This is a genomic window from Burkholderia sp. 8Y, assembly GCF_902506145.1.
Taxonomy (GTDB): Bacteria; Pseudomonadota; Gammaproteobacteria; order Burkholderiales; family Burkholderiaceae; genus Caballeronia.
On record NZ_LR733520.1, the window covers coordinates 1,765,290 to 1,783,065 of the forward strand.

General features: G+C 65.2%; 15 protein-coding genes. 9 read left to right on the top strand and 6 right to left on the bottom strand.

Translation table 11 applies throughout. From position 1 onward, the window contains the following. Positions 1 to 216: 216 nt before the first annotated feature. The 4 genes from tilS to cysS form a co-directional block, all read right to left on the bottom strand. Positions 217 to 1,644: a tRNA lysidine(34) synthetase TilS gene (gene tilS / locus GV035_RS18810; RefSeq protein ID WP_159836495.1), complete on the bottom strand. Its 1,428-nt coding sequence runs from the start codon at positions 1,642 to 1,644 to the stop codon at positions 217 to 219. 48 nt (positions 1,645 to 1,692) lie between these two features. Further along, positions 1,693 to 2,664, bottom strand: a complete 972-nt coding sequence (locus tag GV035_RS18815; protein ID WP_159836496.1) for an acetyl-CoA carboxylase carboxyltransferase subunit alpha — start codon at positions 2,662 to 2,664, stop codon at positions 1,693 to 1,695. 127 nt (positions 2,665 to 2,791) lie between these two features. Further along, positions 2,792 to 3,829, bottom strand: a complete 1,038-nt coding sequence (locus GV035_RS18820; RefSeq protein WP_159836497.1) for a DNA-3-methyladenine glycosylase family protein — start codon at positions 3,827 to 3,829, stop codon at positions 2,792 to 2,794. A gap of 47 nt (positions 3,830 to 3,876) precedes the next feature. Next, on the bottom strand, positions 3,877 to 5,274 hold the full coding sequence (gene cysS, locus GV035_RS18825) for a cysteine--tRNA ligase (protein ID WP_159836498.1): 1,398 nt from the start codon (positions 5,272 to 5,274) through the stop codon (positions 3,877 to 3,879). Positions 5,275 to 5,728: 454 nt separating this feature from the next. Here cysS and GV035_RS18830 point away from each other — a divergent pair, with 454 nt between their 5' ends. From GV035_RS18830 to GV035_RS18845, 4 genes are all read left to right on the top strand, one after another. Next, positions 5,729 to 6,520: a tetratricopeptide repeat protein gene (locus GV035_RS18830; protein ID WP_159836499.1), complete on the top strand. Its 792-nt coding sequence runs from the start codon at positions 5,729 to 5,731 to the stop codon at positions 6,518 to 6,520. Between the two features lie 93 nt (positions 6,521 to 6,613). Continuing rightward, positions 6,614 to 7,201, top strand: coding sequence for a peptidylprolyl isomerase (locus GV035_RS18835; RefSeq protein ID WP_159836500.1), 588 nt, complete (start codon positions 6,614 to 6,616; stop codon positions 7,199 to 7,201). Between the two features lie 73 nt (positions 7,202 to 7,274). Next, positions 7,275 to 7,766, top strand: coding sequence for a peptidylprolyl isomerase (locus GV035_RS18840; protein WP_159836501.1), 492 nt, complete (start codon positions 7,275 to 7,277; stop codon positions 7,764 to 7,766). 11 nt (positions 7,767 to 7,777) lie between these two features. Then, positions 7,778 to 8,587 carry a UDP-2,3-diacylglucosamine diphosphatase gene (locus tag GV035_RS18845; protein WP_159836502.1) on the top strand — a complete coding sequence of 270 codons (810 nt, stop codon included), beginning with the start codon at positions 7,778 to 7,780 and terminating at the stop codon, positions 8,585 to 8,587. Here the strand turns inward: GV035_RS18845 and cysE are convergent. Both cysE and GV035_RS18855 read right to left on the bottom strand, forming a co-directional pair. Beyond that, on the bottom strand, positions 8,582 to 9,376 hold the full coding sequence (gene cysE, locus GV035_RS18850; RefSeq protein WP_159836503.1) for a serine O-acetyltransferase: 795 nt from the start codon (positions 9,374 to 9,376) through the stop codon (positions 8,582 to 8,584). The two genes, GV035_RS18845 and cysE, sit on opposite strands and share 6 nt — an antisense overlap. Positions 9,377 to 9,546: 170 nt before the next feature. Next, entirely contained in the window at positions 9,547 to 10,317 is a 771-nt protein-coding gene (locus GV035_RS18855) for an RNA methyltransferase (RefSeq protein WP_159836504.1), read from the bottom strand. Positions 10,318 to 10,577: 260 nt separating this feature from the next. Here GV035_RS18855 and GV035_RS18860 point away from each other — a divergent pair, with 260 nt between their 5' ends. The 5 genes from GV035_RS18860 (at position 10,578) to GV035_RS18880 (ending at position 17,733) form a co-directional block, all read left to right on the top strand. Next, positions 10,578 to 11,381, top strand: a complete 804-nt coding sequence (locus GV035_RS18860) for an inositol monophosphatase family protein (RefSeq protein WP_159836505.1) — start codon at positions 10,578 to 10,580, stop codon at positions 11,379 to 11,381. A gap of 203 nt (positions 11,382 to 11,584) precedes the next feature. Next, a complete protein-coding gene (lplT, locus tag GV035_RS18865) occupies positions 11,585 to 12,883 on the top strand; it encodes a lysophospholipid transporter LplT (protein ID WP_159836506.1) in 1,299 nt (432 codons plus the stop codon). 185 nt (positions 12,884 to 13,068) lie between these two features. Next, positions 13,069 to 13,437 (top strand): DUF883 family protein, encoded by a 369-nt coding sequence (locus GV035_RS18870; RefSeq protein WP_159836507.1) that lies wholly within the window; start codon positions 13,069 to 13,071, stop codon positions 13,435 to 13,437. 299 nt (positions 13,438 to 13,736) lie between these two features. Beyond that, positions 13,737 to 16,361 carry a DNA mismatch repair protein MutS gene (gene mutS, locus GV035_RS18875; RefSeq protein WP_201304047.1) on the top strand — a complete coding sequence of 875 codons (2,625 nt, stop codon included), beginning with the start codon at positions 13,737 to 13,739 and terminating at the stop codon, positions 16,359 to 16,361. After that, positions 16,324 to 17,733 (top strand): hypothetical protein, encoded by a 1,410-nt coding sequence (locus GV035_RS18880; RefSeq protein ID WP_236572661.1) that lies wholly within the window; start codon positions 16,324 to 16,326, stop codon positions 17,731 to 17,733. Before mutS ends, GV035_RS18880 begins: the two co-directional genes overlap by 38 nt. Positions 17,734 to 17,776: the final 43 nt, after the last annotated feature.

The following is a 17,776-nucleotide window of genomic DNA, read 5'->3' on the forward strand; positions in this document are numbered from 1 at the left end:
GCCGCATGCCCGCCCGGGGAGTCGCACTCGTAAGGTGACGTTGCGCGCGCAAGGGGCGCGTCGCGGGCGAAATTCGCGTCTTTTGAACGGAGATGCCGCGCAAAGCGCGTGGCGGGCAAACGAGTTACGGTACCCGATCGAGGCCGAAATTTCAAGATTGGACGCCCGCGCGCCCTATTCTACCGGCTTCGCGCAAGACGCCCGGCGTCGAGCGGCTCAGGCCAGCAGCAAATCCGGACGCCAGACGATGCGGCGCAACGGCGAGTGCGACGTTTCCGGCGCGACATCGCGGTTCACGCCGACGAGCGGCACGAACAGAAGCGCGTCGCGAATGAAAAGCAGCGGCACGTCGCGCTTCCACGCCGGCACGCCGCGCTCCTGGAACAGATTCTTGAGCGTGCGGCTGGGCGCGTCGGGAGAAAGACGCATGCGCTCGCCGCCCGCACGCGAACGCGCGACGATCGGCGCGGCGCGCAGCAAGCCCTCGGCGACGACATCGCCGCCGGGCAAAGCGGCCGGCTCGAACACGAACGAGCCGCGCCACTGCGGCAGCCGCCAGACTTCGTCGCCTTGCCAGTGCAGTTCGCTCGGCGCCTTCGCCACCGCCGCGCCTTCATCGAAGTCGGGCGCATCGGCGCTGTCGCCCGTCTCCCAGAAGAGCGCATTGCGATAGACGCGCAGACACCGCCCCGCATGATCGACGCGCAACGCATGCCCGTCGCGGGCGTTGGCCGCATGCCGAAGCTGACGCAGCATATCCGCGATGCGCGCCGTCGATGCAGCCGGCAGATCCCGCGTGCGCATCCAGTAGCGCAGCACGTTGATGGCGCGTTCGTCGTCGAGCGCGAGCAGCGCGTCGAGTGCGAGCGTGCCCTCCTCCTCGCCCTGCGCGACTTCCATGTCGAGTCGCGCGAGTTCGTCGAGCAGCCGCTGCGCCGATGCCGCGTGCGACGCGGTGCGCGCGAGCGCATCGCGAAAGCCGGGGAAGTGCACGGCGAGCACCGGGAGCACGTCGTGACGCAGCGCGTTGCGTGCATAGCGGGTATCGGCGTTCGATTCGTCGTCGATCCAGCTGAGGTCGCGTTCGTGCGCGTATTGCTCCAGCTGCGCGCGCAAGAGCCGCAACAGCGGACGCAGGCGCGGCACGTTCGCGCCGTCGAGCCGCTGCGGCGCCATCGCGGCGAGACCCGCGACGCCCGCGCCGCGCAGCAGTTGCAAGAGCACGGTTTCCGCCTGATCGTCAGCGTGATGCGCGATCAGGAGCGCCGCCGCGCCGTGCGCGTCGCAGAGTTCGTCGAGCGCGCGGTAACGCGCATCGCGTGCGGCGGCTTCGAGACTCTCGCCGCCCGCGCGCATCACCTCGACATTCCGGACTGCATAACGCACGCCGAGCGATGCCGCGAACGCGCGGCAGTTCGCTGCCCACGCATCGGCGTTCGGGCTCAGCCCGTGATGCACATGGAGCGCGACAACGCGCGCCGCGCCAAAAGCACGCACGGCGGCATCGAGCAGAACGGTGGAATCGAGACCGCCGCTGAGCGCGACGGCGAGGAGCGCATCAGCGGCGAGCCCGGCGTCGGACACCGCAGCGCGGACCGCCTCGAAGACGAGGCGACCGGCCGGGGTTTCGCTGTCGGAAGTCACGAGAATCGTGAAGGAATGAGCGCAAAAGGAAACGTCGGGATCGCCCGATCACGCGCCGGGCAGCGACTCCTTGAACTTGCCGTAGGCCATGATCTTGTCGAACCGGCGCTCGCGCAGTTCCTGCACGCTCAGGCCCTGGAACTGCCGCAGCGAATCCGCGAGCGCGCGGCGCAGCAGCGCGGCCATGCCCTTGGGATCGCGGTGCGCGCCGCCGAGCGGCTCGTTCACGATCTTGTCGATAAGCCCGAGCGCCTTCAGGCGATGCGCGGTCAGACCGAGCGCCTCGGCCGCTTCCGGCGCCTTCGCCGCACTCTTCCACAGAATCGACGCGCAGCCTTCCGGCGAGATGACGGAGTACGTGGAGAATTGCAGCATCATGACCGTGTCCGCCACCGCGATGGCCAGCGCGCCGCCCGAGCCGCCTTCACCGATGATCGTCGTGATGATCGGCGTCTTAAGTTCGGCCATCACGAAAAGATTGCGGCCGATGGCTTCCGACTGCCCGCGCTCTTCCGCGCCGATGCCCGGATACGCGCCCGGCGTATCGACGAACGTGAAGATGGGCATGCTGAACTTCTCGGCCAGGCGCATGAGCCGCTCAGCCTTGCGATAGCCTTCCGGACGCGGCATGCCGAAGTTGCGCAGCGCGCGCTCCTTCGTGTCGCGCCCCTTCTGATGGCCGATCACCATGCACGGCTGGCCGTTGAAACGCGCGAAGCCGCCGACGATGGCGAGGTCGTCCGCGAAAGAGCGGTCGCCATGCAGTTCGTGAAAGTCGGTGAAAAGTTCGCTCACGTAATCGAGCGTGTACGGACGCTGCGGATGACGCGCAATTTGCGAAACCTGCCACGGCGACAGGTTCGCGTAGAGATCCTTGGTGAGCTGCTGGCTCTTCTTCGACAGCCGCTCGATTTCTTCCGAGATATCGACAGCGGAATCGTCCTGAACGAAGCGGAGTTCTTCGATCTTCGCTTCGAGTTCAGCGATCGGCTGCTCGAAATCCAGAAACGTGGTCTTCATGTGTTCGAGTCCTTGAACAACGGGCAGGGGCGCAAGGGCGTCTATTCTAACCGCGTCCGTCCCTGATAAAAACGCGCGGGAACTATCGATTATAAATCAACGATAGCCCAGCAAATGCTGTTGTGAATCAGTGGTCTGCGGGAATCGGATTGAGGCTGCGCCACATGTACCACGTCGCGACGGTGCGCCACGGTTCCCAGTTGGCCGCCACTTCGCGCGCTTCGCTGCGCGTGACCGGCTCGCCGCTGAAGTAATTGACGCTGATCGCCTGAATGAGGCCGAGGTCGTCGAGCGGCAGCACGTTCGGGCGCGACAAGTTGAAGATGAGGAACATCTCCGCCGTCCATCGGCCGATGCCGCGAATCTGCGTGAGTTCGGCGATCACCGATTCATCGTCCATCGACGCCCATGTATCGACATGCAGCGCGCCGGAAACAAAGTGCTGCGCGAGATCGAGTATGTACTCGGTCTTGCGCTTAGAGAGCCCGCATCCCTGGAGCTTCTCCGCGCCGAGCGCGATGAAATCCGCCGGCACGACCGTGGGACACGCGGTCTTCACGCGTTCCCAGATGGCTTGCGCGGCCTTCACCGAAATCTGCTGTCCGGCGACGGATCGCGCGAGCGTCGAGAAGGGATCGCCGAGATTGACGAGGTGCATCTGCCCGAACTTCGGGATCAGCTTCTTAAGGATGCGGTCGCGCTTCATGAGATCGGCGCACGCCTTGTCCCAGTAATCGGGACGCACGATCTCGCGCGTGAGGCCGCCCACTTGCACCGGAACGGCGGCATCGGCCGTGACCGCACGCGACTTGCGCACTACTTCGCCCTGCTCCTTGTCGGCAACGAGCGATTGCCCGTTCGCGGCATCGCTCGCGGATGCGCGGCCGCTGCCCTTCGCACGCGGCGCCGGCATCGGCACGATCGCCGCTTTCGACGTGTGCGCGGAGACATCTTCGCCGTTGATGCGGCGTGTGCCGTTCAGTTGCGCGCCTGCCGTTTCCTTCGATGCCGCCCGCGTGACCGCGGTCTTGCGCGGCGTTGCCGTTGATGCACTCTCCGTCTGCGTGCTTGCTTTGAGTTGCGCACCGCGCGCCCGCTTCGTTGCGGGCGACGCAGCACTTCCTGACGCGGGTCGCTTGACCGGCGTCTTCCTGGCCGTTGCCATCTTGCCTCCTGCCTGGCGAGTCGATCAGAGGGTTCGAAGGTTCGCGTTCATACGCGACGCCATTCGGTCGACCCACCCGGTTTGTCTTCAAGCGCAATCCCGGCTTCGAGCAACTGGGCGCGAATCCGGTCTGCTTCGGCATAGTTCTTCGCTTGCTTCGCGGCGATGCGCTCGGCGATCTTCGCTTCGATCTCGTGCGGCGAGAGGCCCTCAGCCGCGGCGGTTCCGCCTGCCTGCTGCAGAAAGGCGCGCGGCTCGCGACCGAAGAAACCGAGCAGCTGGCCCAGGCTCTTCAACTGACGCGCGAGCGCGGCGTCGCGCGTGCGGTTCACTTCGCTTGCGAGATCGAACAGCACGGACACGGCCACCGGCGTGTTGAAGTCGTCGTTCATCGCTGACTGGAAACGCTGCGCGTTCGCCTCGTTCCAGTCAAGTTGCTGATTGTCCGGCTCGACAACCTTCAACGCCGTATATAGACGCGTCAGCGCGTTTCTTGCATCGTCGATATGCACGTCGCTGTAATTCAGCGGCGAACGGTAGTGTGCCCGTGCAATAAAGAAGCGCACCACTTCGGCATCGAATTTTTCGAGCACTTCGCGGATCGTGAAGAAGTTGCCAAGCGACTTCGACATCTTCTCGCTGTCGATCTGCACGAAGCCGTTATGCATCCAGTAGTTCACGAAGGTCTGACCCGTCGCGCCCTCGCTCTGCGCGATCTCGTTCTCGTGATGCGGGAACTGCAAGTCCTGACCGCCGCCGTGAATGTCGAAGTGTTCGCCCAGCAGTTTGCAGGCCATCGCCGAACATTCGATATGCCAGCCCGGACGGCCGCGTCCCCACTTCGAGTCCCAGCCGGAGTCCGCAGGCTCGCCCTCTTTCGCGTGTTTCCACAGCACGAAGTCGAGTGGATCTTCCTTCGCGTCGTTGGCCGCCACGCGCTCGCCCGCGCGCAAGTCTTCGAGCGACTTGCCCGAGAGCTTGCCGTAGCCCGCGAACTTGCGCACCGCGTAGTTCACGTCGCCGTCCTTCGCGTGATAGGCATAGCCGTTCGTCTGCAACGCATCGATCATGCCGAGCATCTGCGGGATGAAATCGGTGGCGCGCGGCTCCATGTCCGGGCGCGCGACGCCGAGCGCATCGGCGTCTTCGTGCATTGCCGTGATGAAGCGATGCGTGAGCGACTTGATCGGCTCGTTGTTCTCGACCGCGCGGCGGATGATCTTGTCGTCGATATCCGTGATATTGCGCACGTACGTGACCTTGAAGCCGAGCGTGCGCAGCCACCGCTGCACGACATCGAACACCACCATCACGCGCGCATGTCCGATGTGACAGTAGTCATAGACCGTCATTCCGCAGACGTACATGCGTACCTCGCCGGGGCGAAGCGGCGTGAAGGGTTGCTTGTCACGCGCGAGCGTGTTGTAGATGCGCAGCGAATTCATAGAGGACAGTGCGTGTGCCGGAACCAACCGTGCGTTGAGTCGCAAACGGCGTGCTCGATACTGCGGGGCGAGGAAGACGCACACGCGAGCGCGAACACGACGGTCGTGCGACCAGGACGGAGACGGCCACGAGTGGCAAAGACAGTCCGATGTCGGCAGCGCGTGAGCACGAGCGCAATGTCGTGTGCAAGGCGCGTGCGCGGAACGTCCGGACCTTTTGTTAGAATGGGTCGGAGTATAACACCCGGATTTGAGCCCATGAAACCTCCAGGCGGCCGCACAGCGGGCACTGCCACGCGTGCTTCTTGCTTCGCTTTCGCCCCCGCCGTTCATGTGTTTCACGCGTAGCCGTGCAGTCGGTTTGCACGCCGTTCACAGCCGAGCTTCCGGGTTCTTCGGTCTCTTCCCGCCTCATTCCTTGACCCATATTCAAGTGACCCACGCCCAAGCGCGCATGCCCTTGCAACTCTCTCGCCGGCCCGCTGCCGATTGTTTCCGCCAACGCTTCGCCGCGACGCTTGCGCGCACCGCCGCAGTCGCCGTGATCGGCGTGGCTGCCTGCTTCGGTTTGTCCAACGCGGCGCTCGCGCAGGTCTCCGCCGCCACGGCTGATGCCACGCCGCAGATCGACGCGTCCATTGCCAACAAGGACTGGAACGCCGCGCTCACGCAGCTCGATGCCCGCCTCGCGAGTCATCCGCGCGACGTGCAGGCGAAGTTCAAGCGGGCGACCGTGCTCGCCCGCCTGAATCGCGACGACGAAGCCATCAGCGCGTTCACCGAACTCACGCAGGCCTACCCCGAGTTGCCCGAGCCGTACAACAATCTCGCCGCGCTCTACGCGAAGAAAGGCCGCTACGAAGACGCGCGCGTCGCGCTGGAGACGGCGGTGAAGGCCAATCCCGGCTACGCCCTCGCTTACGACAATCTCGGCGATCTGTATCTGCGGCTCGCGAGCGAATCGTACAAGCGCGCGCAATCGCTCGGCTCGACGAGCCCGCTCTCGCGCCAGCGCGTCACCGCGATTCAGAACATCATCACGCCGCCGCCGAGAAAGCGCGGCACGGCCGCCGCAGCTTCGGGCGCGCAAGCCGCGTCGGCGGCGCGCGCGACATCGGATGAATGGACGCCCACGCCGGGCTCCAATTTCACGACGATGCCCTCGCCCGACAGTTACTCGCCGTTCGGTGGACCGAGCGGCCCGCTGCCCACATCGCCTTATGTCGCCCCCGACGGGCAGCCGTAAGAAGATAAACCCGCGCGCGCAGGCGGTAAGCTGTCGTCCTGCGCCGCGCGATTGCACGACGCTTTGCATCCATCAATCGAGGATCCGACCTTCATGAAATTGCTGATGTTGGCGCTGTCCGGCGCCGCCCTGATCGCGACCGCCCCCGCCTTTGCTCAACCCGGGCAACCCGCGCAGGCCGCGCATCCGAACGTGCTTTTCAAGACTTCGCAAGGCGACATCCGCGTCGAGCTGTATCCGGAGAAGGCGCCGAAGACAGTCGAGAACTTTCTCGCTTACGTGAAGTCCGGTCAGTACAGCGGCACGATTTTTCATCGCGTGATTCCCGGCTTCATGATTCAGGGCGGCGGCTATAGCACGAGCTTCGCGGAGAAGCCCACGCGCGCGCCGATTCCGCTCGAAAGCCGCAACGGGCTGAAGAACGCGACGGGCACCCTCGCGATGGCGCGCACGAGCGATCCGAATTCGGCGACGGCCCAGTTCTTCATCAATACGGTCGATAATGCCGGGCTCGACTATCCGAACCCGGACGGCAACGGCTATGCCGTGTTCGGCAAGGTCGTCTCGGGCATGGATGTCGTGAAGAAGATCGAAGGCAGCCCGACCACCACGCGCGGGCCGATGGCCGACGTGCCGCAAAAGCCGACCGTGATCGAGTCGGCGACCGTGGTGTCCCAGTAACACGCACACTCGCGGCGGCGTGCGATGGTCGCGCGCCGCCCATTCCGCTCATTCAACACACCGGAGAAAGAACATGGTCGAACTGCATACGAACCACGGCGTCATCAAGCTCGAACTCGACGCCGAAAAAGCGCCGAAGACCGTCGAGAACTTCCTGAACTACGTGAAGAAGGGCCACTACGACAACACGGTGTTCCATCGCGTGATCGACGGCTTCATGATTCAGGGCGGCGGCTTCGAGCCGGGCATGAAGCAAAAGCCGACCGACGCGCCGATCCAGAACGAAGCCAACAACGGCCTGACCAACGACACGGGCACGGTCGCGATGGCGCGCACCAACGACCCGCACTCGGCCACGGCGCAGTTCTTCATCAACGTGAAGGACAACGACTTTCTGAACCACTCGTCGCCGACGCCCCAGGGCTGGGGCTACACGGTGTTCGGCCGCGTGGTCGAAGGACTGGACGTGATCGAGAAGATCAAGAAGGTCAAGACGGGCTCGAAGGGCTTCCACCAGGACGTGCCGGTCGACGACGTCATCATCGAGAAGGCCGTGGTGGTCTGATCGTTCATCGCATGATCGACACGCAGTCTTTCGGTCGCGAATCGAAGCACGAAGCAGCGGGCAGCGCGCATGACGCGCGCCCGCTGTTTTTCGTTTCGGACCTGCACCTGAGCGAGGCGATACCGAACACGGTCGCCGCGTTCGAACATTTCATCGAAGTCACGGCCAACGAGGCGGACTCCGTTTTCATTCTCGGCGATCTATTCGAGTTCTGGGTCGGCGACGACGTGCTCGATCCCGCCGTGGACCACGAGCGCGCTCGCTTCGCGCGGCGCATGACGAAGCTCATGCACACGCTGTCCGAGCGCGGCATCGGGCTCTATGTGATGCACGGCAATCGCGACTTCCTGCTCGGCAAACGCTTCATGAAGGAAGCGGGCGCCATGCCGCTGCCCGATCCTTTCGCGATGACCGCGTTCGGCACGCGCATCGTGCTCGCACACGGCGACGCGCTCTGCACCGCCGATCGCGCGTATCAGCGTTTTCGCCGCTTCGCGCGCAACCGCCACGCGCAGCGGGTCTTTCTCGCGCTGCCGCTCGCCACGCGGCTCGCCATCGGTCAGCGCATGCGAAGCAAGAGCGAAGGCGCGCGCATGGACGGCGCATCGCCGAAATACGACGTGACGCGCAAGGCCGTGTCGACGCTTTTCATCCGAAGCCGCGCCCATACGCTGATCCACGGCCACACGCACCGCCCCGCGATGCATCGCGAAGTGGAAGGCGTGCGCTGGGTGCTGCCCGATTGGGAATTGGATATCGACGCGCCGCGCGGTGGCTATTTACGTCTGGATGCCGGCGGCGTACACGCGCTACCGCTATAACTGGCGTTCGGCGCCGCGCGCCTCGCCTTCCATCACTTTGGACAGGCGCTTCAGGTCGAGCAGCGTCGCGCCATCCATGCCGTGCAGCGCCTCGACGCGCGCGCCGAGCCGCTCCAGTGCCGCGACGATCTCGTCGGTGCGCTGCGCCTGCGTCGATGCGTGATCGATGAGGCCGTGAATCGCGAGCGACACGGGATCGTCGGCGTTCGGCGTGATGCCGTACGCGCAGAACGCGGCGCTCGCGTTCTCGCGCGCATCGGGCTTTTTCCCGACCGCCGGCATCACGACGCGCGCCGGATTGCCGACCGCCGTGCCGCCCGCCGGCACCGGCTTCACGACGACCGCGTTGGAACCGATCTTTGCGTCCGCGCCGACCGTGAAGCTGCCGAGCACTTTCGCGCCCGCGCCGACGATCACGCCGCGCTCGAGCGTCGGATGCCGCTTCGCGCCGCGCGAGAGCGACGTGCCGCCGAGCGTCACGCCCTGATAGATAGTGCAGTCGTCGCCGATGATCGCCGTCTCGCCGATCACCACGCCCATGCCGTGATCGATGAACACGCGCCGCCCGAGCGTCGCGCCCGGATGGATCTCGATGCCCGTGAGAAAGCGCGCGATCTGCGACACGAAGCGGCCAAGCCAGCGCCAGCCGCGATGCCAGCAGCCGTGCGCGAAACGATGCAGCACGATGGCATGCAGGCCCGGATAGCACGTGACGACTTCAAAGACGCTGCGAGCGGCGGGATCGCGCTCACGGATAGCGGCGATGTCTTCGCGAAATCGGTCGAACATGGCGGTGATCTCAGTCGGGGAAAGGTTGCGCTGCGTTGCGCATTCATCGCGCGGTGCTTAGCTGAGAAAGCGCAAAGCTTATGTCGGCGAGCCGTTTTTTGCCGATTGTAGGACGAGCGCGCCGCCTGTGCAGGACGCGCCCGATGCCCCCGATGACAGCGCGGTCGCGCTCACGGCTCTTTACCACCCAGAAGAATATGCTTTGCAATGCCCCGAAGAATGTTCACTTCCTCACGTTCGAGACCTGCTCGTGCAAAAAGACGGCGCACGCGCGACATCAATTTCTTCGGATTGGCCGGATCGAGAAACGAGAGCGCGACCAATGCCTCTTCGAGGTGCGCGTACATGCCTTCGATTTCATCGCTCGATGCGCGCTGCCCCACCGTTTCGCCGGGCGCCGCAGCAGGCGCGGTCTGGTGGAACGCAAGCCGCAGCTCGTAAGCGAGCACCTGCACCGCCTGCGCGAGATTGAGCGAGCTGTAAGCAGGATTCGCCGGAATGTGGGCGAGCGCGCTGCAACGCTCGACATCCGCGTTCGATAACCCGGTGCGCTCGTTGCCGAACACGAGCGCGATATCGCCGTGATGCGCGAACTCGCGCGCGCGATCGCCGACGATGCGCGGCGGCATGTGCGGCGGCCCGTACTCGCGCGTGCGCGCGGTGAGCGCGACGGACCAATGCACGCCGATGAGCGCCTCCGCGAGCGAATCGACGACCTGCGCGGACGCGAGCACGTCGTCCGCGCCGCTTGCCATCGCGACAGCTTCGGGGTCGTGCTTCACTTCGGCGACGCGCGGCGCGACGAGCACGAGGCGCGCGAAGCCCATGGTCTTGAGCGCGCGGGCGGCTGCGCCCACATTGCCCGGATGACTCGGCTCGACGAGGATGAACCGCGTGGACGTGAAGCCGTCGGCGGGGAGAGAAAGATCGTTGGATTCCAAGGCGCGGTTCGTGCTTTTGAGTTGCAGATGAGTTGCAAGATTAACGCGCTATGTTAACGCCGATTCGCGCGGGCAGCCGCCTCTCCATGCGCCGCACCGCATTCGGGTAAAATGGCCCCTTCGCGCTTCGTGAACGTCTGCGGGCGCCCCGCTCTTATTCAATTCGTCTTTCGTCGACCTTAGTCGTTGTCGCCAACCCATCTTGCAACCCATCGCCCGCACACGTTAGTGCAACGCGCGGCGGTCAAAGGATTTCGCTCATGCATCCGATGCTCAACATCGCTGTCAAGGCCGCGCGCCGCGCCGGACAGATCATCAACCGCGCGTCGCTGGACCTGGACCGCCTCCTCGTCAGCAAGAAGCAGCACAACGACTTCGTGACGGAAGTCGACAAGGCGTCGGAAGCGGCCATCATCGAGACGCTGCGCACCGCCTATCCCGACCATTCGATTCTCGCGGAAGAGTCCGGCCAGGACGATCGCGAATCCGATTATCAGTGGATCATCGATCCGCTCGACGGCACCACCAACTTCATCCACGGCTTCCAGTACTACTGCGTCTCGATCGCGCTCGCGCACAAGGGCACGGTCACGCAGGCCGTCGTCTACGATCCGACGCGCAACGATCTCTTCACCGCATCGCGCGGCGGCGGCGCATATCTGAACGAGCGGCGCATTCGCGTCGGCAAGCTGGACCGTCTGTCGGATGCGCTCATCGGCACGGGCTTTCCGTTTCGCGACGGTCAGGGCCTGAACGCCTACATGCGCCTTTTCAGCGAAATGACGCTGTCGTGCGCGGGCCTGCGCCGGCCGGGCGCGGCGGCGCTCGATCTCGCGAACGTCGCGGCCGGACGGCTCGACGGCTTCTTCGAGCAGGGCATTCATCCGTGGGACGTGGCGGCGGGCAGCCTGATCGTGACCGAAGCGGGCGGGCTGGTCGGCAACTACACCGGCGAATCGGACTTCCTGTTCAAGAACGAGATCGTCGCCGCGAACCCGAAGGTCTATGCACAGATGGTCAAGATCCTCGACATGTATTCGCGCACGCGTCTGACGGGCGAGTAACCCAACGCATGCGACGTACGCCTTGCCGGAGCGCGCGCCGTCGCGCTCCGTTCTCGCTACTGCCTGACGGGCGCGGCGCGTGCGCTGCAATGAGCGCCGCGCTCCGCTAGAGTGCTCTCTTTTGCTTCGCGTCCAGCGGGGCGCGCTTCTCCCCTTCCCTTTCCCTTCTTTGCGGCGCCCGGCGCCCCGGCCGCCAGCACGCCATGAAAAAAGGCTTCTATACGATCATCGCCGCGCAGTTCGTCTCGTCGCTGGCGGACAACGCGCTGTTGATCGCCGCCATCGCGATGCTCGCCGTCGTGCGCTCGGCACCGTGGGTCACGCCGCTCCTGCAGATTTTCTTCACCGTGTCCTACGTGGTGCTCGCGCCTTTCGTCGGCGCATTCGCCGATGCCCTGCAAAAGCGCCACGTCATGTTCATCTCGAACGCGCTCAAAGCCGGCGGCTGCGCGATGATGATCGCGGGCGTGCATCCGATGATTGCGTACGGCGTGGTCGGCCTCGGCGCGGCCGCGTATTCGCCGGCCAAATACGGCATCCTGACCGAACTGCTGCCGCCGCAGAAGCTGATCGCCGCGAACGCGTGGCTCGAATCGGCGACGGTCGGCTCGACCATCGTCGGCACCGTGATCGGCGGCGCGCTCGTGAGTCAGGTCGTCCAACGCTGGGTGACGCACGCGCATCTGCCGCTCGTCGCCAGCGCCGCGCACGCCGCGATGTTCGCCGTCATGGTGATCTACGCATCGGCGGCCGTCATCAATGCGTTCATTCCCGATACCGGCGCGCGCTACCCGAATCTGTTGACGCAGCCGACGCGCCTCGTGCACGACTTTTCGCATTGCTTCAAGGTCTTGTGGAGCGACAAGCTCGCGCAGATCGCGCTGTGGGTCACGACACTTTTGTGGGGCGCAGCCGTCACGCTGCAACTGCTGGTGCTGAAATGGGCCGATGCCAATCTCGGATTGTCGCTGTCGAAGGCGGCGGTGCTGCAAGGCATCACGGGCGTCGGCATCGCGCTCGGCGCGGCGGCGGCGTCCGCGTGGATCGCGCTCAGGCAGTCGCTGAAGGTGCTGCCGGTCGGCGTGCTGATCGGCGCGGTGGCCATCGCCATGGCGTTCTACAACAAGGACCTGTTTCCGGCGGGCGCGGGCGTGCATATCGGCCCGTTGTTCGCACCGGCCTACATTCTCATGGCGTATCCGCTGATGATCGCGCTCGGCGGCCTGTCGGGCTTTTTCATCGTGCCGATGAACGCGATTCTCCAGCATCGCGGCGCGACGCTGCTTTCGGCGGGCCATTCGATCGCCGTGCAGAACTTCAACCAGAATCTCGCCGTGCTCGCAATGCTCGGCGCGTATGCGCTCCTTCTGACGGAGAAGGTGCCGGTGCAATGGATCATCGTCGTGTTCGGTGTCTTCGTCTGCGGGATGATGGCGCTCGCGATGCGCCGCCATACGCGCAACGAACGCGAAGTGGATCTCGGCGCGCTCGTCGAGGAATGAACCTTGCTTCATTGTTGAGTCCGGCTGCGTGCTGAAGCGTTCAGACAGGGAGGGAACGATGACGCACGGGTTCAAGTCGTAACAGCAGGGAACGCGCGTCAGCGCAAGGGGCCGCGCGGGCCGGGCCATGCACTCATGGCCTTCGTGCAGCCATTCTCCGGCACGTCAAATAAAGGAGCCATGAAATGGGATTGTTTTCACGTTCGACGCTCGACAGCAAGATCAATGGCGCAGCCGATGTCGGCCAACGCGCCGTGCGCGGTGCGGGCGATGTCGTCGATTCGGCGACCGACCAGTTGCGCAGCCTGCTCGACGATCTGGAGAGCTCTCTCCAAGGCGCGAAGGATATCGACGCCGACCGCCTGCGCAAGCAACTGCAATCGAAGCTGAAGTTCGCGCGCTCGCAGATGGACGGCGCGAGTTCTGTCATCACCGACAAGCTCGGCGATGCAGCGGGCTATGCCGACGACTTCGTCCATGACAAGCCGTGGCACACGCTCGGCGCGGTGGCGGGTCTCGCGCTGCTCGTCGGCTTTCTGGCGGGACGTTCCTAAGTATCGCGCCCGGTTGCATGGGACAGCGGGGCCGCCGATTGCCAACCATCGGCGGCCCCGCCTGCTTTTGAGCGTTCCGTCATGCGGCCTATGCCTTTCGGCCCCCTCCGTCGTCCAACGACGACAGGTTAAACTCTTGCCCTATCGGCTGATTCGCGGCTGATTTGCGGCTGCACGCACGTTGCGTTCGGCCCGTCGCTCTTACCGCACGCAAGATGGGCAATCACACGGCAACTCCCGACTCTCCTTCCGCTTCAGCCGCCGCCGCGCTCCCCGCGGACTTCGCGCAGCATACGCCGATGATGCAGCAGTACTTGCGCATCAAGGCCGAGCATCCCGGCACGCTCGTTTTCTATCGCATGGGCGATTTCTACGAGCTTTTTTTCGACGATGCCGAGAAAGCCGCGCGCCTGCTCGATCTCACGCTCACGCAACGCGGCGCATCAGGCGGCAATCCGATCAGGATGGCCGGCGTGCCGCATCACGCGTGCGAGCAATATCTCGCGAAGCTCGTGAAGCTCGGCGAATCGGTCGCCATTTGCGAACAGATCGGCGACCCGGCTACGTCGAAGGGACCGGTCGAGCGCAAGGTCGTGCGCGTGGTCACGCCCGGCACGCTCACGGATGCCGCGCTGCTCTCCGACAAAAGCGATGTTTATCTGCTCGCGCTATGCCCCGCGCATAACCGGCGCGGCGTGGTCACGAGCGTCGGCCTCGCGTGGCTCAATCTGGCGAGCGGCGCGCTGCGGCTCGCGGAAGTCGCGCCGGAGCAAGTGGCGGCGGCGCTGGAGCGCATTCGTCCGTCGGAAACGCTAATCGCCGATACGGTCGCCGACATGCAGGCGACCTTCGCCGTCACGAACCTCGCCGCGCCGACGCGCGTGCCGGCCTGGCACTTCGATGTCGGCTCGGGCACGCAGCGCCTTCGCGAGCAGCTCAACGTGGCAAGCCTCGACGGCTTCGGCGGTGAAACGCTCACCTGCGCGTGCGGCGCGGCGGGCGCGCTCCTGCTTTACGCCGCGGCCACGCAAGGCCAGCAGTTGCGCCACGTGCGCAGCCTGAAGGTCGAACATGAATCGGAGTACATCGGCCTCGATCCGGCGACGCGCCGCAATCTCGAACTGACCGAAACGCTGCGCGGCACCGAATCGCCGACGCTCTGCTCGCTGCTCGATACATGCTGCACGAGCATGGGCAGCCGCCTCTTGCGTCACTGGCTGCATCATCCGCCGCGCGATGCGTCCGTCGCGCAGGCTCGCCAACATGCGATCGGCGCGCTGCTCGATGCCCCCGCGGGGAGCGGACTCGACGCATTGCGCACCGCGCTGCGCAAGATATCGGACATCGAACGCATCACGGGGCGGCTCGCGCTGCTCTCCGCTCGCCCGCGCGATCTGTCGAGCCTGCGCGACACGTTCGCCGCGTTGCCCGACCTGCAAACGCTCGTCGCCGCGCTGCCCGCGCAGCCGGCGGCGCTCGCGCGCATCGGCGCGGCGCTCGAACCGCCGCGCGAATGCCTCGAGCTGCTCGCGAGCGCCATCGCGCCCGAACCGGCGGCGCTCATCCGCGACGGCGGCGTGATCGCGCGCGGCTACGATCCCGATCTCGACGAACTGCGCGATATTTCGGAGAACTGCGATCAATTCCTGATCGACCTCGAAGCTCGCGAGCGCACGCGTACCGGCATCGGCAATCTGCGCGTCGAGTACAACCGGGTGCATGGCTTTTATATCGAAGTGACGCGCGGCCAAACCGATAAGGTGCCGGACGATTACCGTCGCCGTCAGACGCTGAAGAATGCCGAGCGGTACATCACACCGGAACTGAAGGCGTTCGAAGACAAGGCGCTGTCCGCGCAGGAACGGGCGCTGGCCCGCGAACGCGCGCTCTACGATGCCCTTCTGCAAAACCTGCTGCCCTTCCTCGAAGATTGTCAGCGCGTCGCAAGCGCGCTCGCCGAACTGGACTTGCTCGGCGCGTTCGCCGAGCGGGCGCGCGCGCTCGACTGGGTCGCGCCGGAGTTCGCCGTGGATGCCGGCATCGATATCGATCAGGGACGGCACCCGGTCGTCGAGGCGCAGGTCGAGCAGTTCATTGCGAACGATTGTTGCCTGAGCGTCGACCGCAAGCTGTTGCTCATTACCGGTCCGAACATGGGCGGTAAATCGACGTTCATGCGGCAGACGGCGCTGATTGCGTTGATGGCGTACGTCGGCAGCTACGTGCCCGCGAGGCGCGCACGCTTCGGCGCGCTGGACCGCATCTTCACGCGCATCGGCGCGGCGGACGATCTCGCGGGCGGCCGCTCCACGTTCATGGTCGAGATGACGGAAGCCGCCGCCATTCTCAACGATGCGACCGCGTCCAGCCTCGTGCTCATGGACGAAATCGGCCGCGGCACATCCACGTTCGACGGCCTTGCGCTCGCGTGGGCCATCGCGCGGCATCTGCTGTCGCACAACCACTGCTATACGCTCTTCGCGACGCATTACTTCGAACTGACGCAGTTGCCCACCGAGTTCGCGCAGGCGGCGAACGTGCACTTGTCGGCGGTCGAGCACGATCACGGCATCGTGTTCCTGCATTCGGTCAACGAAGGCCCGGCGAATCAAAGCTACGGCCTTCAGGTCGCGCAACTCGCCGGCGTGCCGGCGGCGGTGATCCGCGCCGCGCGCAAGCATCTGGTGCATCTGGAGCAGCAGTCCATCGGTCAGCCGACTGCGCAGTTCGATCTGTTCGCGAGCCCGCCGTATGCCTTCGACGACGAAGCCGATGAGAAACCGGCCGCGCAGGCCGCGCCCGACCATCCGGTGCTCGACAAGCTGCGTGCGCTCGATCCGAACGAACTGCGTCCGCGCGACGCGCTCGATTTGCTCTACGAACTGCATGAACTGGCGAATCGCGCGCCGGATGCGTCGCACTGAGCGCATCGACGGCACTGGCGCGCCGCGCCTTCTAAGCACGGCGGCGCGGGCTTGCAACCGCGCGCTCCTAACGGCGCTGCTGACAGGCGCGTTGGTTCAGGCACACGCGCAGAATGGCGATCCGGTGTCGTTCGCGGTCATCTCGGACGCGCTCACCCGCTCCGCCGACGAAGCGCCCGTGCGTCAGATGCTCGATGCGATCGCGCGTGATCGCAACATCGGGTTCATCGTCTACGACGGCAACGTGAAAGGCGCGAGCGAAGCATGCCGCGACAGCATCTATCAGTCGCGCCGCGATCTGCTCGATGCGTCGCGAACGCCGCTCGTGCTCTTGCTCGGGCAGCACGACTGGGCTGATTGCGGTTCGACACATGGCGGCGCTTACGATCCGGTCGAACGGCTCGACTTCGTGCGCCAGCTTTTCTTCGCGGACGCCAATTCGCTCGGACAGAATCCGCTCACGCTCACGCGCGAAAGCGAGGTCGCGCGCTTTCGGCCGTTTCGCGACAACGTGCGCTGGCAGGCCGGTGGCATCGCGTTCATCGGCCTGAACGCGCCGAGTCCGAACAACCACTATTCGACGGCAGGCGGGCGCAACGGCGAGTTCGAGGACCGCTCGGTCGCGACGACGTTCTGGCTGGATCACGCGGCGGAATCGGCGCGGCGCGCGGGCATGCGCGCGCTCGTCATTCTGCTTCAAGGCGATCCCGATTTCGCGCGTTACGAACGGCGCGACCGCTTCGCGTGGCTTCGCTTCTCACGCTCGAACGAGCCGCGCGATGGATTTCTGGAGTTGAAGCGCGCGCTCGTGAAAGCGGCCGAGACGTTTCGCGGGCCGGTGATCGTGATTCATAAAACCGAAGCGTCCGAGCCGAACGGCTTTCATATCGACCAGCCGCTGCGCAATGACAAGGGCCTCACGGTGACGAATCTCACGCGCGTCGCGCTGTCGCTCAAGCGGCCGCAATCGCAATGGCTCGAACTAACGAGCGACGCGCGATGGCATCCACCGTTTCGCTTGCGAGTACGCGATACACGCGATACACGCGACTTACAGGATGCACGCAAGCGCGGTGCGAGCGAGCCGAAAGCGGAGACACCCGCGCAGGCCGCGCCGTCGAGCGCGCCTTATGGTTCCTATCCGGATTATTCGGCTCCGTTTCCCTCGACATCAGCTTCCACGCCGCCTGCCCTGCCGCGCAACGATCTGCCCGAGTCGCTGCCGGCGCCGCCCTCGCTGATGCAGCCGGCATCGGGCTTGCCGCCCATTCTCACGCCGCCGCAAGCGTTGCCGCCCATTCTCCCGGTGCCGGCGTCGGGCGTGCCGAACGGCGCATCGCCGGGCGCGCCGGCCACCGGCAACGCGCAATAAAAAAAGCGCAGCCCAAGCTGCGCTTTGCGAACACGCTTTCGAT

Coding starts and splice junctions, on each gene's coding strand:
- GV035_RS18815 (WP_159836496.1), bottom strand. CDS start 2,664: ATGAAGACCACGTTTCTGGATTTCGAGCAGCCGATCGCTGAACTCGAA.
- GV035_RS18820 (WP_159836497.1), bottom strand. CDS start 3,829: ATGGCAACGGCCAGGAAGACGCCGGTCAAGCGACCCGCGTCAGGAAGT.
- cysS (WP_159836498.1), bottom strand. CDS start 5,274: ATGAATTCGCTGCGCATCTACAACACGCTCGCGCGTGACAAGCAACCC.
- GV035_RS18830 (WP_159836499.1), top strand. CDS start 5,729: ATGCCCTTGCAACTCTCTCGCCGGCCCGCTGCCGATTGTTTCCGCCAA.
- GV035_RS18835 (WP_159836500.1), top strand. CDS start 6,614: ATGAAATTGCTGATGTTGGCGCTGTCCGGCGCCGCCCTGATCGCGACC.
- GV035_RS18840 (WP_159836501.1), top strand. CDS start 7,275: ATGGTCGAACTGCATACGAACCACGGCGTCATCAAGCTCGAACTCGAC.
- GV035_RS18845 (WP_159836502.1), top strand. CDS start 7,778: ATGATCGACACGCAGTCTTTCGGTCGCGAATCGAAGCACGAAGCAGCG.
- cysE (WP_159836503.1), bottom strand. CDS start 9,376: ATGTTCGACCGATTTCGCGAAGACATCGCCGCTATCCGTGAGCGCGAT.
- GV035_RS18860 (WP_159836505.1), top strand. CDS start 10,578: ATGCATCCGATGCTCAACATCGCTGTCAAGGCCGCGCGCCGCGCCGGA.
- lplT (WP_159836506.1), top strand. CDS start 11,585: ATGAAAAAAGGCTTCTATACGATCATCGCCGCGCAGTTCGTCTCGTCG.
- GV035_RS18870 (WP_159836507.1), top strand. CDS start 13,069: ATGGGATTGTTTTCACGTTCGACGCTCGACAGCAAGATCAATGGCGCA.
- mutS (WP_201304047.1), top strand. CDS start 13,737: ATGATGCAGCAGTACTTGCGCATCAAGGCCGAGCATCCCGGCACGCTC.
- GV035_RS18880 (WP_236572661.1), top strand. CDS start 16,324: ATGAACTGGCGAATCGCGCGCCGGATGCGTCGCACTGAGCGCATCGAC.